General features: G+C 72.7%; 16 protein-coding genes. 9 read left to right on the forward strand and 7 right to left on the reverse strand.

The genetic code is table 11. From position 1 onward, the window contains the following. Positions 1–65: 65 nt before the first annotated feature. Together ACA514_RS27325 and ACA514_RS27330 are read left to right on the forward strand one after the other, a co-directional pair. Positions 66–614 (forward strand): hypothetical protein, encoded by a 549-nt coding sequence (locus ACA514_RS27325; RefSeq protein WP_375044093.1) that lies wholly within the window; start codon positions 66–68, stop codon positions 612–614. Between the two features lie 89 nt (positions 615–703). After that, on the forward strand, positions 704–1465 hold the full coding sequence (locus ACA514_RS27330) for an SDR family oxidoreductase (protein WP_375044094.1): 762 nt from the start codon (positions 704–706) through the stop codon (positions 1463–1465). A gap of 15 nt (positions 1466–1480) precedes the next feature. Here ACA514_RS27330 and ACA514_RS27335 read toward each other — a convergent pair whose 3' ends face one another. Both ACA514_RS27335 and ACA514_RS27340 read right to left on the reverse strand, forming a co-directional pair. After that, entirely contained in the window at positions 1481–2278 is a 798-nt protein-coding gene (locus tag ACA514_RS27335; RefSeq protein WP_375044095.1) for an ABC transporter permease subunit, read from the reverse strand. After that, positions 2265–3203, reverse strand: a complete 939-nt coding sequence (locus ACA514_RS27340) for an ABC transporter ATP-binding protein (protein ID WP_375044096.1) — start codon at positions 3201–3203, stop codon at positions 2265–2267. The genes ACA514_RS27335 and ACA514_RS27340 overlap by 14 nt, the downstream gene beginning before the upstream one ends. Positions 3204–3270: 67 nt before the next feature. On the opposite strand from ACA514_RS27340, the gene ACA514_RS27345 reads away from it, so the two are divergent. Together ACA514_RS27345 and ACA514_RS27350 are read left to right on the forward strand one after the other, a co-directional pair. Then, complete coding sequence (locus ACA514_RS27345) at positions 3271–3570, forward strand: PadR family transcriptional regulator (RefSeq protein ID WP_375044097.1); 300 nt, start codon at positions 3271–3273, stop codon at positions 3568–3570. Further along, positions 3567–4292, forward strand: coding sequence for a hypothetical protein (locus tag ACA514_RS27350; protein WP_375044098.1), 726 nt, complete (start codon positions 3567–3569; stop codon positions 4290–4292). The genes ACA514_RS27345 and ACA514_RS27350 overlap by 4 nt, the downstream gene beginning before the upstream one ends. A gap of 48 nt (positions 4293–4340) precedes the next feature. On the opposite strand, the gene ACA514_RS27355 is transcribed toward ACA514_RS27350, so the two are convergent. Beyond that, positions 4341–4718, reverse strand: coding sequence for a response regulator transcription factor (locus tag ACA514_RS27355; RefSeq protein WP_375044099.1), 378 nt, complete (start codon positions 4716–4718; stop codon positions 4341–4343). Then, positions 4675–5280 carry a TetR/AcrR family transcriptional regulator gene (locus tag ACA514_RS27360; RefSeq protein WP_375044100.1) on the reverse strand — a complete coding sequence of 202 codons (606 nt, stop codon included), beginning with the start codon at positions 5278–5280 and terminating at the stop codon, positions 4675–4677. Before ACA514_RS27360 ends, ACA514_RS27355 begins: the two co-directional genes overlap by 44 nt. Positions 5281–5407: 127 nt before the next feature. Between ACA514_RS27360 and ACA514_RS27365 the strand changes: the two genes are divergently transcribed. Both ACA514_RS27365 and ACA514_RS27370 read left to right on the forward strand, forming a co-directional pair. Further along, positions 5408–6787 carry an MDR family MFS transporter gene (locus tag ACA514_RS27365; protein ID WP_375044101.1) on the forward strand — a complete coding sequence of 460 codons (1380 nt, stop codon included), beginning with the start codon at positions 5408–5410 and terminating at the stop codon, positions 6785–6787. Continuing rightward, positions 6784–7455 (forward strand): nuclear transport factor 2 family protein, encoded by a 672-nt coding sequence (locus tag ACA514_RS27370; protein WP_375044102.1) that lies wholly within the window; start codon positions 6784–6786, stop codon positions 7453–7455. Before ACA514_RS27365 ends, ACA514_RS27370 begins: the two co-directional genes overlap by 4 nt. Before the next feature lie 7 nt (positions 7456–7462). Here ACA514_RS27370 and ACA514_RS27375 read toward each other — a convergent pair whose 3' ends face one another. The 3 genes from ACA514_RS27375 to ACA514_RS27385 all read right to left on the reverse strand — a co-directional run bounded on the left by ACA514_RS27375 (position 7463) and on the right by ACA514_RS27385 (position 12163). Beyond that, complete coding sequence (locus tag ACA514_RS27375; protein ID WP_375044103.1) at positions 7463–8650, reverse strand: Gfo/Idh/MocA family protein; 1188 nt, start codon at positions 8648–8650, stop codon at positions 7463–7465. Positions 8651–8711: 61 nt separating this feature from the next. Beyond that, positions 8712–10676, reverse strand: coding sequence for a DUF4832 domain-containing protein (locus ACA514_RS27380; RefSeq protein ID WP_375044104.1), 1965 nt, complete (start codon positions 10674–10676; stop codon positions 8712–8714). Positions 10677–10738: 62 nt separating this feature from the next. Continuing rightward, positions 10739–12163 (reverse strand): hypothetical protein, encoded by a 1425-nt coding sequence (locus ACA514_RS27385; protein WP_375044105.1) that lies wholly within the window; start codon positions 12161–12163, stop codon positions 10739–10741. A 146-nt stretch (positions 12164–12309) separates the two neighbouring features. Here ACA514_RS27385 and ACA514_RS27390 point away from each other — a divergent pair, with 146 nt between their 5' ends. From ACA514_RS27390 to ACA514_RS27400, 3 genes are all read left to right on the forward strand, one after another. Next, positions 12310–13665 (forward strand): ABC transporter substrate-binding protein, encoded by a 1356-nt coding sequence (locus ACA514_RS27390; RefSeq protein WP_375044106.1) that lies wholly within the window; start codon positions 12310–12312, stop codon positions 13663–13665. Positions 13666–13797: 132 nt separating this feature from the next. Further along, positions 13798–15291 carry a glycoside hydrolase family 36 protein gene (locus tag ACA514_RS27395; RefSeq protein ID WP_375044107.1) on the forward strand — a complete coding sequence of 498 codons (1494 nt, stop codon included), beginning with the start codon at positions 13798–13800 and terminating at the stop codon, positions 15289–15291. Between the two features lie 47 nt (positions 15292–15338). Further along, on the forward strand, positions 15339–16502 hold the full coding sequence (locus tag ACA514_RS27400; RefSeq protein ID WP_375044108.1) for an ROK family protein: 1164 nt from the start codon (positions 15339–15341) through the stop codon (positions 16500–16502). Positions 16503–16505 lie beyond the last annotated feature (3 nt).

A 16505-nucleotide genomic window follows, 5' to 3' on the forward strand; every position in this document is an offset into this window, starting at 1 on the left:
GGCCCTATGACCCGCTTAATCGCGCCTTAGCCGAACCTTAGCCATCGTTCTGGAACAGTTCGTGCATGTCCAAGCACAGCGTGCTCGCCGCCGCGGTCTGGTCGGCGGCCGCTGTCGTCGGGGTCGCGGCCGGGATGGCGGCGATCTCCGCCGTCGGCACCGGCATCACCGAGCGCGGCGTGAAGCCGATGACCCCGGACCAGGTGAACGCCGCACTCGCCGTCCCGCCCACGCCCCCGGGGCCGCCGCCCACGTCCGCGCCGGCCTCGCCGCCGTCGCCGCACGCGCCGCCCCGCCCGGCCCCGACGGTCACCGTCACCCAGCAGGTCACCGCCTCCATCACCAACCTGGCCTCCGAGGCCGGCGACGTCGTCGCCCGCTGCGACCACGGGCAGCCCTTCCTGGTCTCCTGGACGCCCGCGCAGAACTTCAGCGTCGGCGACAGCAACCGCAGGCCGCCCGGAGCCGTCTTCGTCCGGTTCCAGTCGGCCGGCCGGCTGTTCACGGTGACCGTCACCTGCCATGCGGACCGCCCGTCCGCCGCCGTCCGCGTGGACCGCCGCGACGACGACCGCCACCACCGCTACCCGCACCACCGTCCCTCTGGACGGTGACGCGGATCACTCGGCGCGGCATGTCACGTTCCAGGTGCGAGCCCCCGTCTAGGTGGGTGATCGCAACGAGAACGGCCTAGGAGAACGACATGACCGCGCAGATCCTGCTCACCGGCGGCACCGGCACCCTCGGACGGCACGTCCTCCCCCTGCTGCTGGACGCCGGACGCGACGTCCGCGTGCTCAGCCGCCGCGCGCACGACGACGCCGACGGCGTCGAGTACGTGACCGGCGACCTGCTCAAGAACGAGGGCGTCGAACGGGCCGTCGAGGGCGTCGAGACCGTCCTGCACCTCGCCGGCGGCGCGAAGGGCGACGACGAGGCGACCCGGAACCTCGCCCGGGCCGCCGCACGGGCCGGGGTGCGGCACATGGTGCTGATCTCGGTGGTCGGCGCGGACCGCGTCCCGCTCGGCTACCTGCGCACGCAGCTGCGCGCCGAGGAGGCCCTGATCGAATCGGGCGTGCCGTGGACCGTCCTGCGCGCCGCCCAGTTCCACGACCTGGTGCTCGGCGTGGCGGAGAAGATGGCGAAGCTGCCGGTCGTCCCGGCGCCGGGCGGCCTGCGCTTCCAGCCGGTCGACCCGCGGGACGTCGCGGCCCGCCTCGCCGAACTGGCGCTCGGCGCCCCGGCGGGCCGGGTGCCCGACCTGGTCGGCCCGAAGGTGTACCGGATCGACGAGCTCGTCCGCGGCTACCTGGAGGCGGCGGGGAAGCACCGGCTGATGATGCCGGTCCGGATGCCGGGCAAGGCCGGCCGCGCCTACCGCGACGCCCGGAACCTGACCCTGGAGGGCGCCGACACCGGCGAGCTGACCTGGGAGGACTTCCTCGCCGCCCGCGTCGCCTGACAGCCCTTGTCCCGGTCATGCCGCCGGGTCGCGCCGCAGCAGGACCAGCGCGGACGCCCCGGCGGCCAGCACGATCGCGGCGAGCTGGCACACGACCCCGGTGCCGAGATGGGCCGTCCCGTGGGCGTCGAACAGGTGCGTCCAGTCCTGCCAGTAGTGCACCGGCAGGACGACCTGGACGCAACGCAGTGCGGACTGCCCGTCCAGGATGCTCGCCACCACGACGAACGCGACGGCGGCCCCGAGCGCCTCGGCGCCGCGCGGCAGCCACAGCCCCAGCGCGAACGCGATGGAGCCGATGCTCAGCATGCACAACAGCGTGTACCCGGACGCCGCCAGCACGCGACCGGCGGCGTCCCCGGCCGACAGCTCCGAACCGCCGATGACATGGAACGGATGCCAGCCGAACAGCGGCACTCCGATGACGAGCCCCGCCACCGGCACGCACGCCGTCGCGGCGGCGGTGGCGACCGCCACGGCCCCGAACTTGCCCGCCAGCAGCCGTCCCCGGCCGACCGGCGCGACGTACAGGTAGCGCAGCGTCCCCCAGTCCCGGTCGGACGAGCCGATCGCACTCGCCAGCAAGGCCACCACGAGGGGTAGCAGGAGCGGGCCGATGAACTCCAGGCTCGCCATCGCATGGTTCAGCGCCGAGAACGGTGCCGCGCCGAACAGCCCGTCCTGGCTCCCGTTGCGGTGCCCGGCGCTCGACGCGGTCGCCAGCCCCGCCGCGACCGGGACGGCGGCCAGGCATGCCAGCGCGACGAGGGTGCGGACCCGCAGAAGCTGGGCTGCCAGTTCAACGCGCAGCATGCTCGCCCTCCCCGTCCGTCACGGTCAGGAACACCTCTTCCAGCGTCCGGCTCGCGCGGTTCACCGACAGGACGCCGACCCCGGCCCCGACCAGCGCCTGCACGAGGCCGTCCGGCGCCAGCCCGGGGGCGGTCACGACGACCGTCCCGTCCCGCACGGTGACCGCCGTGACGTATCGCGTCTCGCGCAGGACGGCGGCGGCCCGGGCGGTGTCGTCCACCTCGACGCGGTGGGCGTCCTCGCCGCCGAGCAGCTGATCCAGCGGCCCGGAGGCGACGAGCCGCCCGTGGTTCATCACGACGATGTGCGTCGCGAGTTGCTGCACCTCCGCCAGCTGATGGCTGGACACCAGCACCGCCGCCCCGCGCCGCGCCAGCTCGCCGAGCCGCTCGCGCAGCGCCCGCACCTCGACCGGGTCCAGGCCGTTCGCCGGCTCGTCCAGGACCAGCACGTCCGGCGCGCGCATCAGCGCCTGCGCCAGCATCAGCCGCTGCTTCATCCCCGCCGAGTAGCCCTTGGCCTTCCGCCCGATCGCCGCGCCGAGGCCGGCGAGATCCAGCGCGTCGTCCAGTGCGGGCGGCGGCCACGCGCGCCCGGTCGCCGCCCACAGCAGCTTCAGGTTGGCCATGCCGGACAGGTGCGGGATGAACGCCGGACCATCGATCAGGACGCCCACCCGCCGCAGCACCCGGGCCCCGAGCCCGACCGGTTCGTCCAGGATCCGGGCCGTTCCCGCGTCGGGCCTGGACAGCCCGACCAGCATCCGCATCGTCGAGGTTTTTCCGGCCCCGTTCGGGCCGAGGAGCGCGCAGACCTGCCCCGCATCGACCGCGAACCCGAGACCGCTCACGGCCTGCCGCCGCCCGTACCGCTTCGACAGCCCGTCCGCGCTGATCACGGCCCGCGGCCGTTCCGTCGGTTCCATGGCCGTCATAGTACGCGTCTCGTACTACGTGGCAAGTAGCATCGCGTCGCGTACTACACTCGGGGGCGTGCACAGCAACGACGCCCAGATGCTCGTCCTGACCGTCCTCGCCGACGGGCCCCTGCACGGCTACGCCATCAACACCGCGATCGAGGAGCTCGCCGGCCGCAGGCTCGGCCCCGGCAGCCTCTACGGCGCCCTGTCCCGGCTCGAGTCCCGCGCACTGATCGAGGCCTCGGACGAGCCTTCCGGCGCGCGCCACCGCACCATGCGCATCACCGACGCGGGCCGCGCCGCGCTCCGCGTCGAGCTGGAGCGGATGGCCCGCGTCTCCCAGGCCGGCCTCCGCGCCCTGGGCCCGGCATGAGGGCGTCCGCGCTCTACCCGCCGCCGGTCCGCGACCGCTGGGGCGTCGAGATCGACGACGCGGTCGCCGGATCGGGCGTCCACGCCTGGGCCGACACCGTCGCCGGGGCCGTCAGCCTCTGGCTCCACCCCGCCGACTGGCCCGAGATCCATGCGGGACAGACCCGCCGGACCGTCGCCGTCGCCCTCTTCGCGATCCTCGCCCTGTCGGCACTGCCGCTGCGCGCCGTCGAGCCGTCGAGCACCCTGACCGCCGACACGGGCCACCCCGCGACCAGCCTCTGGCTCGCCCCGATCCTCCTCGGCGCCGTCCTCGCCGCTCCGCTCCCGTCCCTCCGCCGGGACGCGCTCCGCCACCTGGCCGTCCAGAGCGTCCGCACCCTGACGGCCCCTGGCCTGGCCCTCCTGGCCCTGCTCCTCGCCGCTCGGACCGGCGCGCCGAGCCACCCGCCCGCCCTCCTCGCCGCCGCCCTGCTCGTCTACTACTGGGCCGCGCTCGCCTTCACCGCCCACCGGCTGTGCACCCTCGTCGCCCGCGCTTCCCGGACCGCGACGCTCCCGTCCACAGGACGGCTGGTCACGGCCCTGACCCTGGTAGGCGCCGGCCTGGGCGCGGCGGCGACGCAGAGCGCCCTCGCGCAGACGGCGGCCGCCGTCCCCGTGGCCCTCGCGCTGGCCGTCCTCGCAGGCGCCGCCCTGACCGCCGCACGCGACCTCGCCTGAACGCTCAGGACGCGCGACCGCGAGCACGGCCCCGGCGGCCGCCGCGCGTCAGAGCCAGCCGTGCCGCTCGGCGAGCGCGACGGCCTCGGCCCGGTTGCGGACGCCGAGCTTGGCCTGGGCCGCGGACAGGTAGTTGCGGACGGTGCCCGCGGTGAGACCGGCACGCCGGGCGATGGCCGCGGCCGGCAGGCCGAGGGCGGCCAGCCGCAGCACGTCGAGCTCCCGGTCGCTGAGCGGGCAGTCCGGAGCGGCCAGCGCGTAGCGCGGCCCGTCCCGGCGGAACGACACCCGCCCGCCGGACTTGGCGAGCCGGTCGGCCAGGCCCGCAGCCCCGAACTGCGCGGATCGGCCTCGGAACCGGCCGCGCCGTCGTTGCGCACGGTCAGCGTGGCGCCCTCCGGCCCGGCGCCGACCGTGATCGGTCATGCGCGGCCCGTGCACGGAGTCCCTCGATGAACAGGTCCAGATGCCGCCGGGCGAGGGCGTGGTTCTCCTCCTCCGGCAACGGCCCGGGCAGGGGACGCGCGATGCGGACGGCCATCATCCCGATGTCGCCGAACGTGACGTCGCCCGGCAGCGTTCCGGCCTCGTGCGCGGCGGAGACCAGCCCTTCGAGGAGCCGGACGGCCTCCTTCCGCAGCGGCGCCAGCTCGGGATCGCCCTCCAGGTCGACCCGGCCGAGCAGCGCCGGCAGCACGGCGGAGACGCGCAGGTCGAGCGTCCGCCGCAGGTACCTGGCCAGTGCGTCGAACGGGTCGGACTCCTGCTCGCAGGCGTCCCGAACCGCGTCCAGGGTTCCGGTCAGCGCGTCCAGTGCGACGGCGTGCAGCAGCGTGCCGCGATCGGGGAAGCGCCGGTACAGCGTGCCGCTGCCGACCTCCGCCCGCCGCGCGACGTCGTCGAGCGGGACGTCCGGACCGCGCTCGACGATCACGTCCCGCGCCGCCACCAGGATCCGCTCGAGATTGCGCCGCGCATCGGCCCGCATCGTCCACCGCCTCTCGCGGCCCACGATAGCAGAAACGGGGAAAATCTCCCCGCTTACTCTTGCCGACCGCCGCCGGCCGTGCCACAGTCAAGTGGAGAGATATTCCCCGCTTATTGAGGGAGGGGCCATGACGGATCCGACACCCCGCCTGGCGGCCACCGCCGCGATCGTGGTGACGGGCGCGATCCTCACCGTGCTCGACGCGACGATCGTCAGCGTCGCGATCGACACCCTGGCGCGCGACCTCGCGGCGCCGCTGCCCGCGATCCAGTGGGTGATCACCGGCTACGCGCTGGCCCTCACCGCCGTCATCCCGCTCACCGGCTGGGCCGCCGACCGCTTCGGCGGCAAGAGCGTGTGGACGGCGTCGCTCGCCCTGTTCATCCTCGGCTCGCTGCTGTGCGCCCTCGCCTGGTCGGCGCCGAGCCTCATCGCCTTCCGGGTCGTCCAGGGCCTCGGCGGCGGCATGGTCGTCCCCGTCGGCATGACCCTCGTCGCGCAGGCCGCCGGGCCGCACCGGATGGGCCGTGCGATGGGCCTGATCGGCGTCCCGATGATGCTGGGCCCCATGCTCGGGCCCGTCCTCGGCGGCCTGCTGGTCTCCGCCGCCGCCTGGCAGTGGATCTTCCTGGTCAACGTCCCGGTCGGCCTGCTCGCCCTGCTCCTGTCATGGCGGCTGCTGGACAACACCCCCGGCCGCCGGGCCGAGCACCTCGACGTCCCCGGCCTCCTCCTGCTCTCTCCAGCCCTCACCGCGATCGTCTACGCCGTCTCCACCTCCGCCTTCACCCTGAGAACCGAGACCGCCGCCCTCGCGGGAACGATCCTGCTCGCCCTCTTCGCGAGGCATGCGCTGCGCGCCCGCCATCCACTGCTGGACCTGCGCCACCTCGCCGACCGGACGTTCTCCTCCGCCGCCGCGATCCAGATCCTGATCGGCGCCGTCCTGCAGGGCTCCATGCTCCTGCTGCCGCTGTACTACCAGGTCGTCCACCACGCGTCCGCGCTGGCCACCGGCCTCCTCCTGCTCCCGCAGGGCGCCGGCGCCGCCGTGGCCCTGACCGTCACCGGACGGCTCGCCGACCGCGGCCTGGGCAGGCCGACCATCCTGACCGGCCTCCCCCTCCTGGCCGCCGGACTCCTGGCGTACACCGTCCCGTCCGCCGGCTACGCCCTGGTGACGGCCGCGCTCCTGATCACGGGCCTCGGCGCCGGCTGCCTCATGGCCCCCGCCATGTCCATGGCGTACCGCCACATCGACCGCGCCGCCATCCCCCGCGCGACCGCCCTGCCGAACATCACCCAACGCGTCGGCGGCGCACTCGGCACCGCCCTGTACGCCGTCGTCCTCGAACACAACCTCAGCACCACGACCCCGGCCACCGCCTTCGCCCACACCTTCTGGTGGCCCCTCGCCCTCACCGCACTGGCGACCCTGCCGGCCGCCCTCCTACCCCGCACCACCCCGCAGACCACCCCGGCCCCACGAAAGGAACCAGTCCGATGACCACCGAAATCCTCGACGTCGTCACCCGCTGGGCCGACGCCGAACGCACCGGCGACACGTCCGCCTACGACTCCCTCCTCACCCCCGACTTCACCGGCATCGGCCCGGCCGGCTTCACCCTGACCAAACATCAGTGGGCCGCCCGCCACAGCGACCTGACCAACCACCACTTCGAGATCCTCGACCCCAGCACCCGCCGCTACGGCGACGCCGCCATCGTCACCGCCGTCCAGAACCAGCGCACCACCGCCCGCGGCCACGACGCCAGCGGCTCCTTCCGCCTGACCCTCCTCCTCGTCCGCTCCACCGACGGCTGGACCATCGCGAACCTCCAGCTGAGCGGCCCGCTCCGCCCCGCCACGATCTCCCGCGCCGAACTCCAGGCCGCCATCGGCAAGGTCACCATCGTCGACGCCCTGCCCGCCCCCGCCTACGAGCGCCGCCACCTCCCGACCGCCATCAACCTCACCGCCGAAGACGCCCCCGCCAAGGCCGCCACCCTCCTCCCCGACCGCACGGCCCCCATCGTCATCTACTCCACCGACCCCACCTGCACCCGAGCCCCCGACCTGGCCAACGCCCTGACAACCCTCGGCTACCAGAACCTTCGCCTCTACACCGAAGGCATAGAAGCCTGGTCCACCGCAGCCCTCCCCCTAGAACCCTGAGATCCCCTCAACCGCGGGCCTGGTGGCGTGTGAAGTAGTCGGCCAGGTCGGGGTCCAGGCGGGGCACCGTGTAGGGCGTGCCGCCCTCGCGGAGCGAGAGGGTGGCCAGGTAGCCGGCGGCGACGCTCATTCGGGCCGCGACGGGGGAGGTGTCGGTGGGCCCGCCGTCGCGGGCGAAGCGGAGGAACTCCTCGATGACGGCGCCGTCGGCCCCGCCGTGGTCTCCCGTGGCAGGCGGGACGGTGTAGGCGATGTCGGGGGTGGCCCGGTAGCCGGACTGGCGGCTGTTCCACACCTTGACGACGGCGCCCTCCTCGTCGCCGAAGTTCTCCATCCGTCCGTGAGTGCCGATGACGGTGTAGTTGCGCCAGTAGTCGGGGCTGAAATGGCACTGCTGGTAGGCGGCGATGACGCCGTTGTCCAACCGCATGTTCATGACCGAGACGTCTTCGACGTCGATGCGGTGGTGGAAACCGGTGGAGGAGGACGGCGGCCAGGGCGAGGCGGTGAGCCAGCCGTCGGAGGGTGGCGTGCCGGCGGGGCGGCGGGGCAGCGAGCCGTAGACCATGAGGTCGCCGAGGGCGTTCACGCGCTCGGTGTACCCGCCCGCCAGCCAGTGGATGACGTCGATGTCGTGGGCGGCCTTCTGCACGAGCAGCCCGGTCGTTCGCCGGCGTTCGGCGTGCCAGTCTTTGAAGTAGTACTGGCCGCCGCGTCCCACGAAGTGCCGCACCCATACGGTTTTGGGCTCGCCGATGTCGCCGCGCTGGATGACGTCGCGCATCAGCCGGATGACGCCCATGTGCCGCATGTTGTGGCCGAGGTACAGGCGCGTTCCGGTCTTCGCGGCGACGCGCAGCACCTCGTCGCAGTCCTCGATGGTGATCGCAAGGGGTTTCTCCAGGTAGACGGCCTTGCCCGCATGCAGGGCGTCGATGGCGACCGCGGCGTGCGTGTCGTCGGGTGTGGCGATGAGCACGGCGTCGACGTCGTCCCGTTCCAGGAGACGGCGGTGGTCGGTGACGAGGGCGGCACCGTCCGCGCCGAGCCGCCGTGCGCTCTCCCGCAGCCGCGCGGGGTCGGTGTCGCACAGGGCGGTGACGCGCGACCCCCGGCCGGGGCGGTGGGCGGGCGCGGCGAGCACGCCGCGCTGCCCTCCGGCTCCGATCACGCCGAGGCGCAGGTCGTCGGTCATGGTGCTCCTCACTACGGGCCGGAGCCCCGGGCCGGTACCGGCCCGGGGCGGAAGGCGGTGGTCAGCCCGACGCGACCGTGATCTTGTCGATGTCGGGGGCCCAGCCGCCGGGGCCGGCGATGGTGATCGTGTTGTCGCCGCCGGTCAGGGTGACCGGCAGGGTGGTGGTCGCGACGGTGTCCCAGCCGCCGCTGGACGGGAGGCCGACCGTGGTCGCGGTTCCGTTGCCGACCCTGACGGTCGCCGAGCGCGCCTCAGCCGAGGCGTAGGAGATCGTCAGGGTGTGGCTTCCGGCGACGCCGGTGGTGACGTGGTTGAAGGTGAGCGTGCCGCCGTTGCCGAGGTAGCCGACCTTCGCGCCGCCCGAGCATCCGGTGCAGGACGCGACGACGGCCCCGCCGGAGAGCGTGTTGCCCGGGTCCTCGGCCTCGACCGTGGTGGAGGACGACGAGCCGGTCCCGACCGTCATGGCGCCGAGGCCGAGCCAGCCGTCGGCGTTCTGGGCGGCGTTGGCGAAGCGCAGCTTCTTGGCGTTGGCGCTCACGGCCTCCAGCGGGTTCTTCACCCGCATGACGAGCTGGTAGTTCCCGTTCGTGATGCCGGAGAGGCCGACGTCGGCCTGGAAATACTGCGGGTAGCCGAAGTCGCGGTAGGTCGGGTCGGAGCCGACGCCCCAGTCGGGGAACGCCCGGATCTTTTGGGGCATGACGGTCCGCAGGTCCCAGGGGGTGTCCCAGGTCTTCACCACGGTGCCGGAGCTGTTCTTCAGCCCGAGCGTGACCGTCCACGGGTAGTAGAACGGGGCGACACCGTCGTTGGTGATCTGGACGCCGATCCTCGCGGTGCCGCTAACGGAGTTGCGGTAGTAGGCGTTGGTGACGCCCAGGTCGTACCCCATGAGCCGCACCGCGGCGCCTACGTTCGCGTCGGACGGGCTGTATCCGGAGCTCCCTTCGTTGATCTTCCAGGTGGTGTGCTCCAGCTCGATGCACGCCTTCATGTCGTCGACCGCGCCCGACCCGCCGGGCCAGGAGGAGAAGGCCTGGGCCTGGATCTCGGGCCGCACCTCGCCGCCCATCGAGTCGGTGATCCACTTGTTCTCGACGCCCTGGTCGAGGGCCCGCTGGAGCTGGGCGTAGCCGGCGCCGCCGAGCGATCCGGGCAGGGTGACGCCGGCGAGCGGGCTGCCTTCGCGGTAGCAGAAGGAGTCGTCGTGGTAGCCGACGTCGCGGGTGTTGGCCGCGCCTCCGCCGGCGTCGGGGTAGCGGACCTCCAGCTTGGTCTTGCTGAAGGCGCTGTCGTAGGCCTGGAGGATGTCGGCGAGGTGCGCGTTGGTCGGCATGTAGTCGGGGTAGCCGTCGCTGGTGTCGCTGTCGTAGGGCCAGGTGTGCCATTCGCCCCACAGCCCGATGAGGCCGAGGTGGACGAAGCCGAGGCGCGGGTCGCCGTCGTAGCGGGCGCCGAATGCGGCGATGAAGTTCTTCAGGCCGGTGAGCAGGTAGGCGTTGTCGTAGTCGGGGCTGGTGGTGTTCCAGCGGGTGTTGGTGCGGTAGGGGACGTGCCCGTCGAAGCAGTGCGGGATCGCGTTCGCCGGATGGGTGCCGGAGCCGTCGGGGTACTCCATGTAGAACCGGAGCGCGACCTGGTTGCCGTAGCGCGCGCTCTCGTTGAGGGCGGCGTCGACCTTCGACCAGTCGTAGGAGTTGCAGTCGGCCGCGTCGGTCATGATTTCGGAGAGGCCGAAGTAGCTCCAGGTGAGGGAGTGCGGGTAGCCCTGGTTCTGGTCGGCGCCGGGGTTGTAGAAGCGGGCGAATCCCTTGAGCGGGTTGTCGACGGGGCCCGCGGCGGCCGTGAGCGAATGGACGGTCAGGGACGGATCGGGCGTCGCGGGTGCGGCGGGCCGGGGCGGCGGGCCTTGCGGGGACGCGGCGGTGGCGGACGCCGGCGGCAACGTCAGCAGCACGCCTGCGGCGAGCGCGGCGAGTGCGGCGACAGCGCGGTATGACCGCGCCAGGGGCTGGTGCATGGGACGGTGACCTCCTCGGTCGGGGTGGGCAGGGTCCCCCGAAAGTGCGCGGAGCGGAGCGCTCAGGAGATGCGGGCGTCGCCGAGCGTGAGCCAGCCGGGAAGGGTGGTGTCCTGGCCGGCGTTGGCGAAGCGCAGCGGCATGCCGCCGCGCATCGGGTTGGCGGCCCGCAGGACGAGCGTGTAGCCGCCACCGGACCGGCCCGTCCGTGGCAGGCCGGCGGTGGGCAGCGTGGCGGTGAGTTCGACCGGGGCGCCGGGCTTGACGCCGGTCAGTTTCCAGGACGTCGTCCAGGTGCGGGCGATCTTCCGGTCGGGGCCGACGGCGGCGATCTGGATCGGCCAGTCGTAGTAGAAGGGGGCGACGCCGTCGTCCTGCATGCGGACGGAGAGCCTGAGGCCGCGCCGGTCGGTGCCGGTCTTCACTCCGGCGACGGTCTGAACTCCGGTGACGCGGAACCGGTAGCCGAGGGACTTGGCGCTCTGCAGCGCCTTGCCATAGGCGGCGCCGGTGTAGCCGGGGCTGAAGGCGTACTGGTTCAGCAGCCAGGTGGCGTGGGTCTGTGCCACGCCACCGGCGAAGTCGTTGTCGCCGTCGGTGACGCAGTCGTTCGGCACGTCGAAGATGCATCCCTGCAGCTCGGGCCGTAGCTCGCCGGCGACCGGCTCGTCCTTCCACTTGTCGCCCGTCCCGGCCTGGAGCATCAGGTCCATGAAGTTCCAGCCGGTCCCCGGCAGGGTGGAGTAGGCGAACGAGTCGTCGTGGTAGCCCATGTCGAGGGCGGCGTTGTCGGTGCTCGGGTAGCGGACCATGAGCCGGGTCTCGTCGAACGCCTTGTCGTAGGCGCGCAGGACTCTGACCTGCTCGGCCTGGGAGGCGAACCAGTTCTCGGTGCCCGGGTCGCCGTTGTGCGGCCAGGTGTGCCACTCGCCCCAGAAGCCCAGCAGGCCGAGTTGGAGGAATCCGATGCGGGGGTCGCCGTCGTAGCGGTGGCCGAGGGCGGCGATGAACCGGTCGAGTGCGGATGCCAGCCGCGGGTCGTCGTAGTCGGGGGACACGCTCGTCCCGTTGTTGCCGAAGTCGTCGTAGGCGTGGGTGGCCAGGCCCTCGTCCAGCAGGTATTGCGGCACTCCGCTGGGCTGCCCGGGGTAGTCCAGGTAGAACCGGAACGCCGCCTGGTGCCCGCGCGCGGCGATGGCGTCGAGCTGGTCCTCCAGTGCCTTCCAGTCGAACCGGTGCGGGCCCTTCATCACCGCGTTGACCGGCAGGTAGAACCACTCCATCGAGTGGGGGAAGGTCGAGTGGCTTCCGGCGTAGGGGATGAACCCGGACAGCGGGTTGGCGTCCGGGGCCTCGCCCGCGGCCGGCGTACGCCAGCCCGGCCGGGGGCCGGCGGCCGCGGTCGGCGCCATCGCGGCCGCGACGACCGAGGTCAGCGCGGCGGCGGCCGCCCACCGGGCCGGTCCGGGGATCGGGAAGTGGACCATCGCAAGCCCTCCAGGGGGACGCACCGGCCAAGGGTTATGAGGAGCCCTTGACAATTTTCCGATGAGCCACATCATTATTGGCGAGAGCCAACCAGGCAAGAGGGAACCTTCGGAAACCCTCGCCCCCACCCCGAGCTGAGGCACCCATGATCAACACAAGGCGGGTCGGCGCGGCGCTGCTGTGCGGACTGCTGGCCGGAACGGCGCTCACCGCGTGCGGTGGCTCCGGCGACGGCAAGGGCGACGGCCCGGTCACGCTGAACTACTGGCTGTGGGACGACAACCAGCAGGCGTCCTACCAGCAGTGCGCGGACGCCTTCCACACCGCGAACCCGAACATCACCGTCAAGATGACCCAGACGGCGTGGGCGCAGTACTGGCAGAACCTCACCACGCAACTGGCCGCCGGCGACGCCCCCGACGTCTGGACCGACCAGGCGTCGTACTACCCGCAGTTCGTCGCCAGCCAGCAGATCCTCGACATCCAGCCCTACGTCGAGCGGGACAAGGTCGACCTCTCCCAGTACCAGAACGGCCTCGCCGAGGTGTGGACCAAGGACGGCAAGCGCTACGGCCTGCCGAAGGACTGGGACACCGAGGCCGTCGTCTACAACGCCGACATGCTGAGCAAGGCCGGCATCAAGCCCGCCGACCTGGCGAACCTCACCTGGAACCCCACCGACGGCGGCACGTTCGAGCAGACCATCGCCAAGCTCACGATCGACGACAAGGGCCGCAACGGCCTCGACCCGGGCTTCGACAAGAACCACGTGAAGGTCCACGGCTACCAGCCGGAGTGGAACGACGGATCCCAGGGCCAGAACGGGTGGGGCGAACTCGCCGCCGCCAACGGCTTCACCTACCTGGACCGCAATGCCAAGGGCACCAGGTTCCAGTACGACGACCCCAAGCTCGTCCAGACCATCGCCTGGTACAAGGCGGTCACGGACAAGGGGTACGCGACCAGGTTCGACAAGCAGTCGACGCTCGGCATCGACGGCATCATGAACGCCGGCAAGGCCGCGCTGACGATCGCCGGCTCCTGGACCATCAACACCTACCTGGGCGACGGCGCCAAGCAGAAGTTCGCGCTCGCGCCGCTGCCGGTCGGCCCCGTCGGCGCCCGCAAGTCCGCGATCAACGGGCTGTCGGACGCGATCTGGGCCGGCACGAAGCACAAGGACGAAGCCTGGAAGTGGGTCAAGTTCCTCGGCTCCTCCCAGTGCCAGGACATCGTGGCCGCCAACGCGGCCGTCTTCCCGGCGATCAAGACGGCGACGGACAAGGCGCTCGCGGCCCACAAGGCCAAGGGGCGCGACGTGCAGGTCTACGTCGACTACACCAAGACCCCCGGCGCCACCTTCCCGCTGCCGGTCACCGACCACGGCACCGAGGTCAGCCAGATCGTCCAGGACTCGCTGCAGTCGGTCGTCCTCGGCCAGGCCGATCCCGCGTCGGCGCTGAAGAAGGCCAACCAGCAGGTCAACGCCCTGTTCGGCTGACCGTCCGACCCGCTCCCCTCGGCGGGGCGTACCGCTGGGAAGTCCCCCGGCCGGCCGCGATCCGGTGCCGGCCGGGCGGACCCGGCCCAGGGGGCGTCCCGCCGAACCGTTTGATCGCCTCTAAGGAGTCCCATGCCCCTGCTCGTCGACCTGGCCGGCCGCCTCTTCGCGGTCGAGACGGCCGGAGTGCGGCCCCCCGAGCCCGCCGGCGGCGGACTGATCCTGCCGCCCGGCCGGATCGCGGTCCTGCACGGTCTCGGTGACGCCCTCTTCTACCGGCACGGCCAGAACTCCTGGAGCCCGTGCGGGTGGCGGCGGCTCAGCGAGGCACCGCTCCGGATCGCCTCCCCCGAGCGGCGCCTGACCGCCGACGACACCGTCTGGGACGACCCGGCCCGGCACCACTCCTCGGCCGTCGCCGCGCTCCAGGGCGAGGACGGCCGGGTGCTGCTCCTCGGCTCGCTCGGCCTCGGCACCCCGCGGCTGTCCGCCGACCGGGACACCCTCGCCGGCTGGTGCGAGGAGGACGGCGCGCCCTGGTTCCTCGCCTACGGCGACGAGCAGGAGGTCTTCGCCCGCTACGCCGAGCTGCTGGCGGCGCGGCTCGGCAGCAGCGACCGCGTCGCGGGCAACGTGTGGTGCACCTGGTACGCCTACTACGAGGGCATCACCGAGCAGCAGCTCACCAAGGACTTCGCGGCCCTCGCCGAGCTGCCGTTCGACGTCGTCCAGATCGACGACGGCTGGGAGCGGGCGGTGGGCGACTGGCACGCCAACGGCAAGTTCCCCTCCGGCATGGCCGCCCTCGCCGAGCGCATCACGGGCGCCGGCATGCGGGCCGGTCTTTGGATCGCTCCCTTCATCGCCCTGCCGGGCTCCGGGGTCGCCCGCGAGCATCCCGAATGGCTGCTCTCGGACGAGCGGGGCGAGCCGGTGATCGCCGGTCACAACTGGGGGACGGGCTACCACGCGCTCGACACCACGCACCCGGACGTCCGCGAGCACCTCACCGAGTTGATCCGCCGCGTCGTCCACGAGTGGGGGTTCACCTACCTCAAGCTCGACTTCATCAATGCCGGAGCCGTGCCGGGGGTCCGGCACTCGGGGGCGCACCGGGAGCTGGCCTACCGCGAGGCGCTGACGCTGATCCGGCAGGTCGCCGGCCCGGACGCCTACCTGCTCGGCAGCGGCAGCCTGCTGCTCCCCTCCCTCGGCCTGCTCGACGGGCTGCGCAGCGGCCCCGACGTCGCGCCCATGTGGGCCAACTACGCCACCGACGACCCGTCCGACGCGATGGCCTACAACGCCCTGGTCAACACCCTGCACCGGCTGTGGCAGGCGCCGCTCGCGCAGGTCGACCCCGACGTCGTCTACTTCCGCAGCCGCCTCAACCTGCTCACCGACACCCAGATGGGCTGGCTGCGCGACCTCGCCGCGATCTGCGGGTTCAAGGCGGTCTCGGACCCGCCGTCCTGGCTCGGCGCCGGGGAGCTGAAGCAGCTGGCGGACTACCTGGCGGAACGCCCCGACGTGAGGCGGGAGGGCCGCTACCGTTTCGTCATCGACGGCCGTCCCGTCGACTTCGGAGCCGCCCTGGATCCCGGCCGGCTGTACCCGATCTCCTGATCTGACGGCTAGAATTTGTCTTCACCGAAGCGTAAAAGGGGGTCGTGGTGACCGACGGGGCCGCGTCAGGGGCCGATGTCAGCAAGCTCCGCGAGCTCAACTCGCTCAGCGTCGTCAAGGCGATGCGGGGCCAGCCGCCCGCGACGGTCACCGAACTCGCCGGCCGCACCGGCCTGTCCCGGCCCGGCACCGACGTCGTCGTCCGCGGGCTCGTCTCCGACGGGTGGGTCAAGGTCGTCGAACCCGACGGCAGCAGCGTCGGGCGCCCCGCCCGCCGCTACCGCTTCAACGCCGGCGCCGGGCACGTGCTCGGCGTCGACGTCGGCGGCCACAAGATCCTCGTGCTGCTCGCGGACCTGGAGGGCAGGGTCCTGCACAGCCACCGGCTGCCCGTGGAGCCGGAGGCCGACCCGGTCGCGCGGCTCGGCGCCGTCGACACCGCCATCACCCAGTGCCTGGCCGGGGCGGGCATGCGTCCCGACCAGGTCTGGGCGGTGACGGTCGGGGTGACCGGCCCGGTCGACGCCACCGGCCGCACGACCCTGTTCACCCCGCTTCCGGGCTGGTCGAGCGTCTCGCCGGCCGAGCACCTGGCCGCCCGGTTCGCCTGCCCGGTCCTCGTCGAGAACGACTGCAAGCTCGGCGCCGTCGCCGAACGCTGGCAGGGCGCCGCGCAGGACGCCGACGACATCGTCTACGTGCTCGCGGGCATGCGCACCGGCGCCGGCCTCATCCTCGACGGCACGCTGCGGCGCGGCTACGGCGGCGCCGCCGGCGAGATAGGGGCGCTCAAGGCGGTCCGCTGGCTCACCGCCCCGTCGCACCTGGAGAACTGCCGCGGCATCCCCTCGGACGTCCACCCCAACGACAGGGCCGCCTGGGTCTTCGAGCACGCCCGCACGGGCGACCGCGGCGCCAGGACCGCGCTCCGCAAGTACGTCAAGGACCTCGCCGTCGGAGCGGCCGCGCTCGTCCTGGCCCTCGATCCGCAGGTCGTCGTCCTCGGTGGCGGTTACTCCCGCTCCGCGGACCTGATCATCGACCCGCTCGCCCGGGAGCTGGGCCGGCTGTGCCTGCGCGTTCCGGAGATCCGGGCGTCCACGCTCGGCGCCGACAGCGTCGCCCTCGGCGCCCTCCGCGTCGCCCTGGACCACATCGACGCCGAGTTGTTCACCGACGGGATGCCCGCCCCGCTCGTCCTGTCGTCCTGAGGC

Source organism: Actinomadura sp. NTSP31 (assembly GCF_041951385.1).
GTDB classification, from domain to species: domain Bacteria; phylum Actinomycetota; class Actinomycetes; order Streptosporangiales; family Streptosporangiaceae; genus Spirillospora; species Spirillospora napierensis.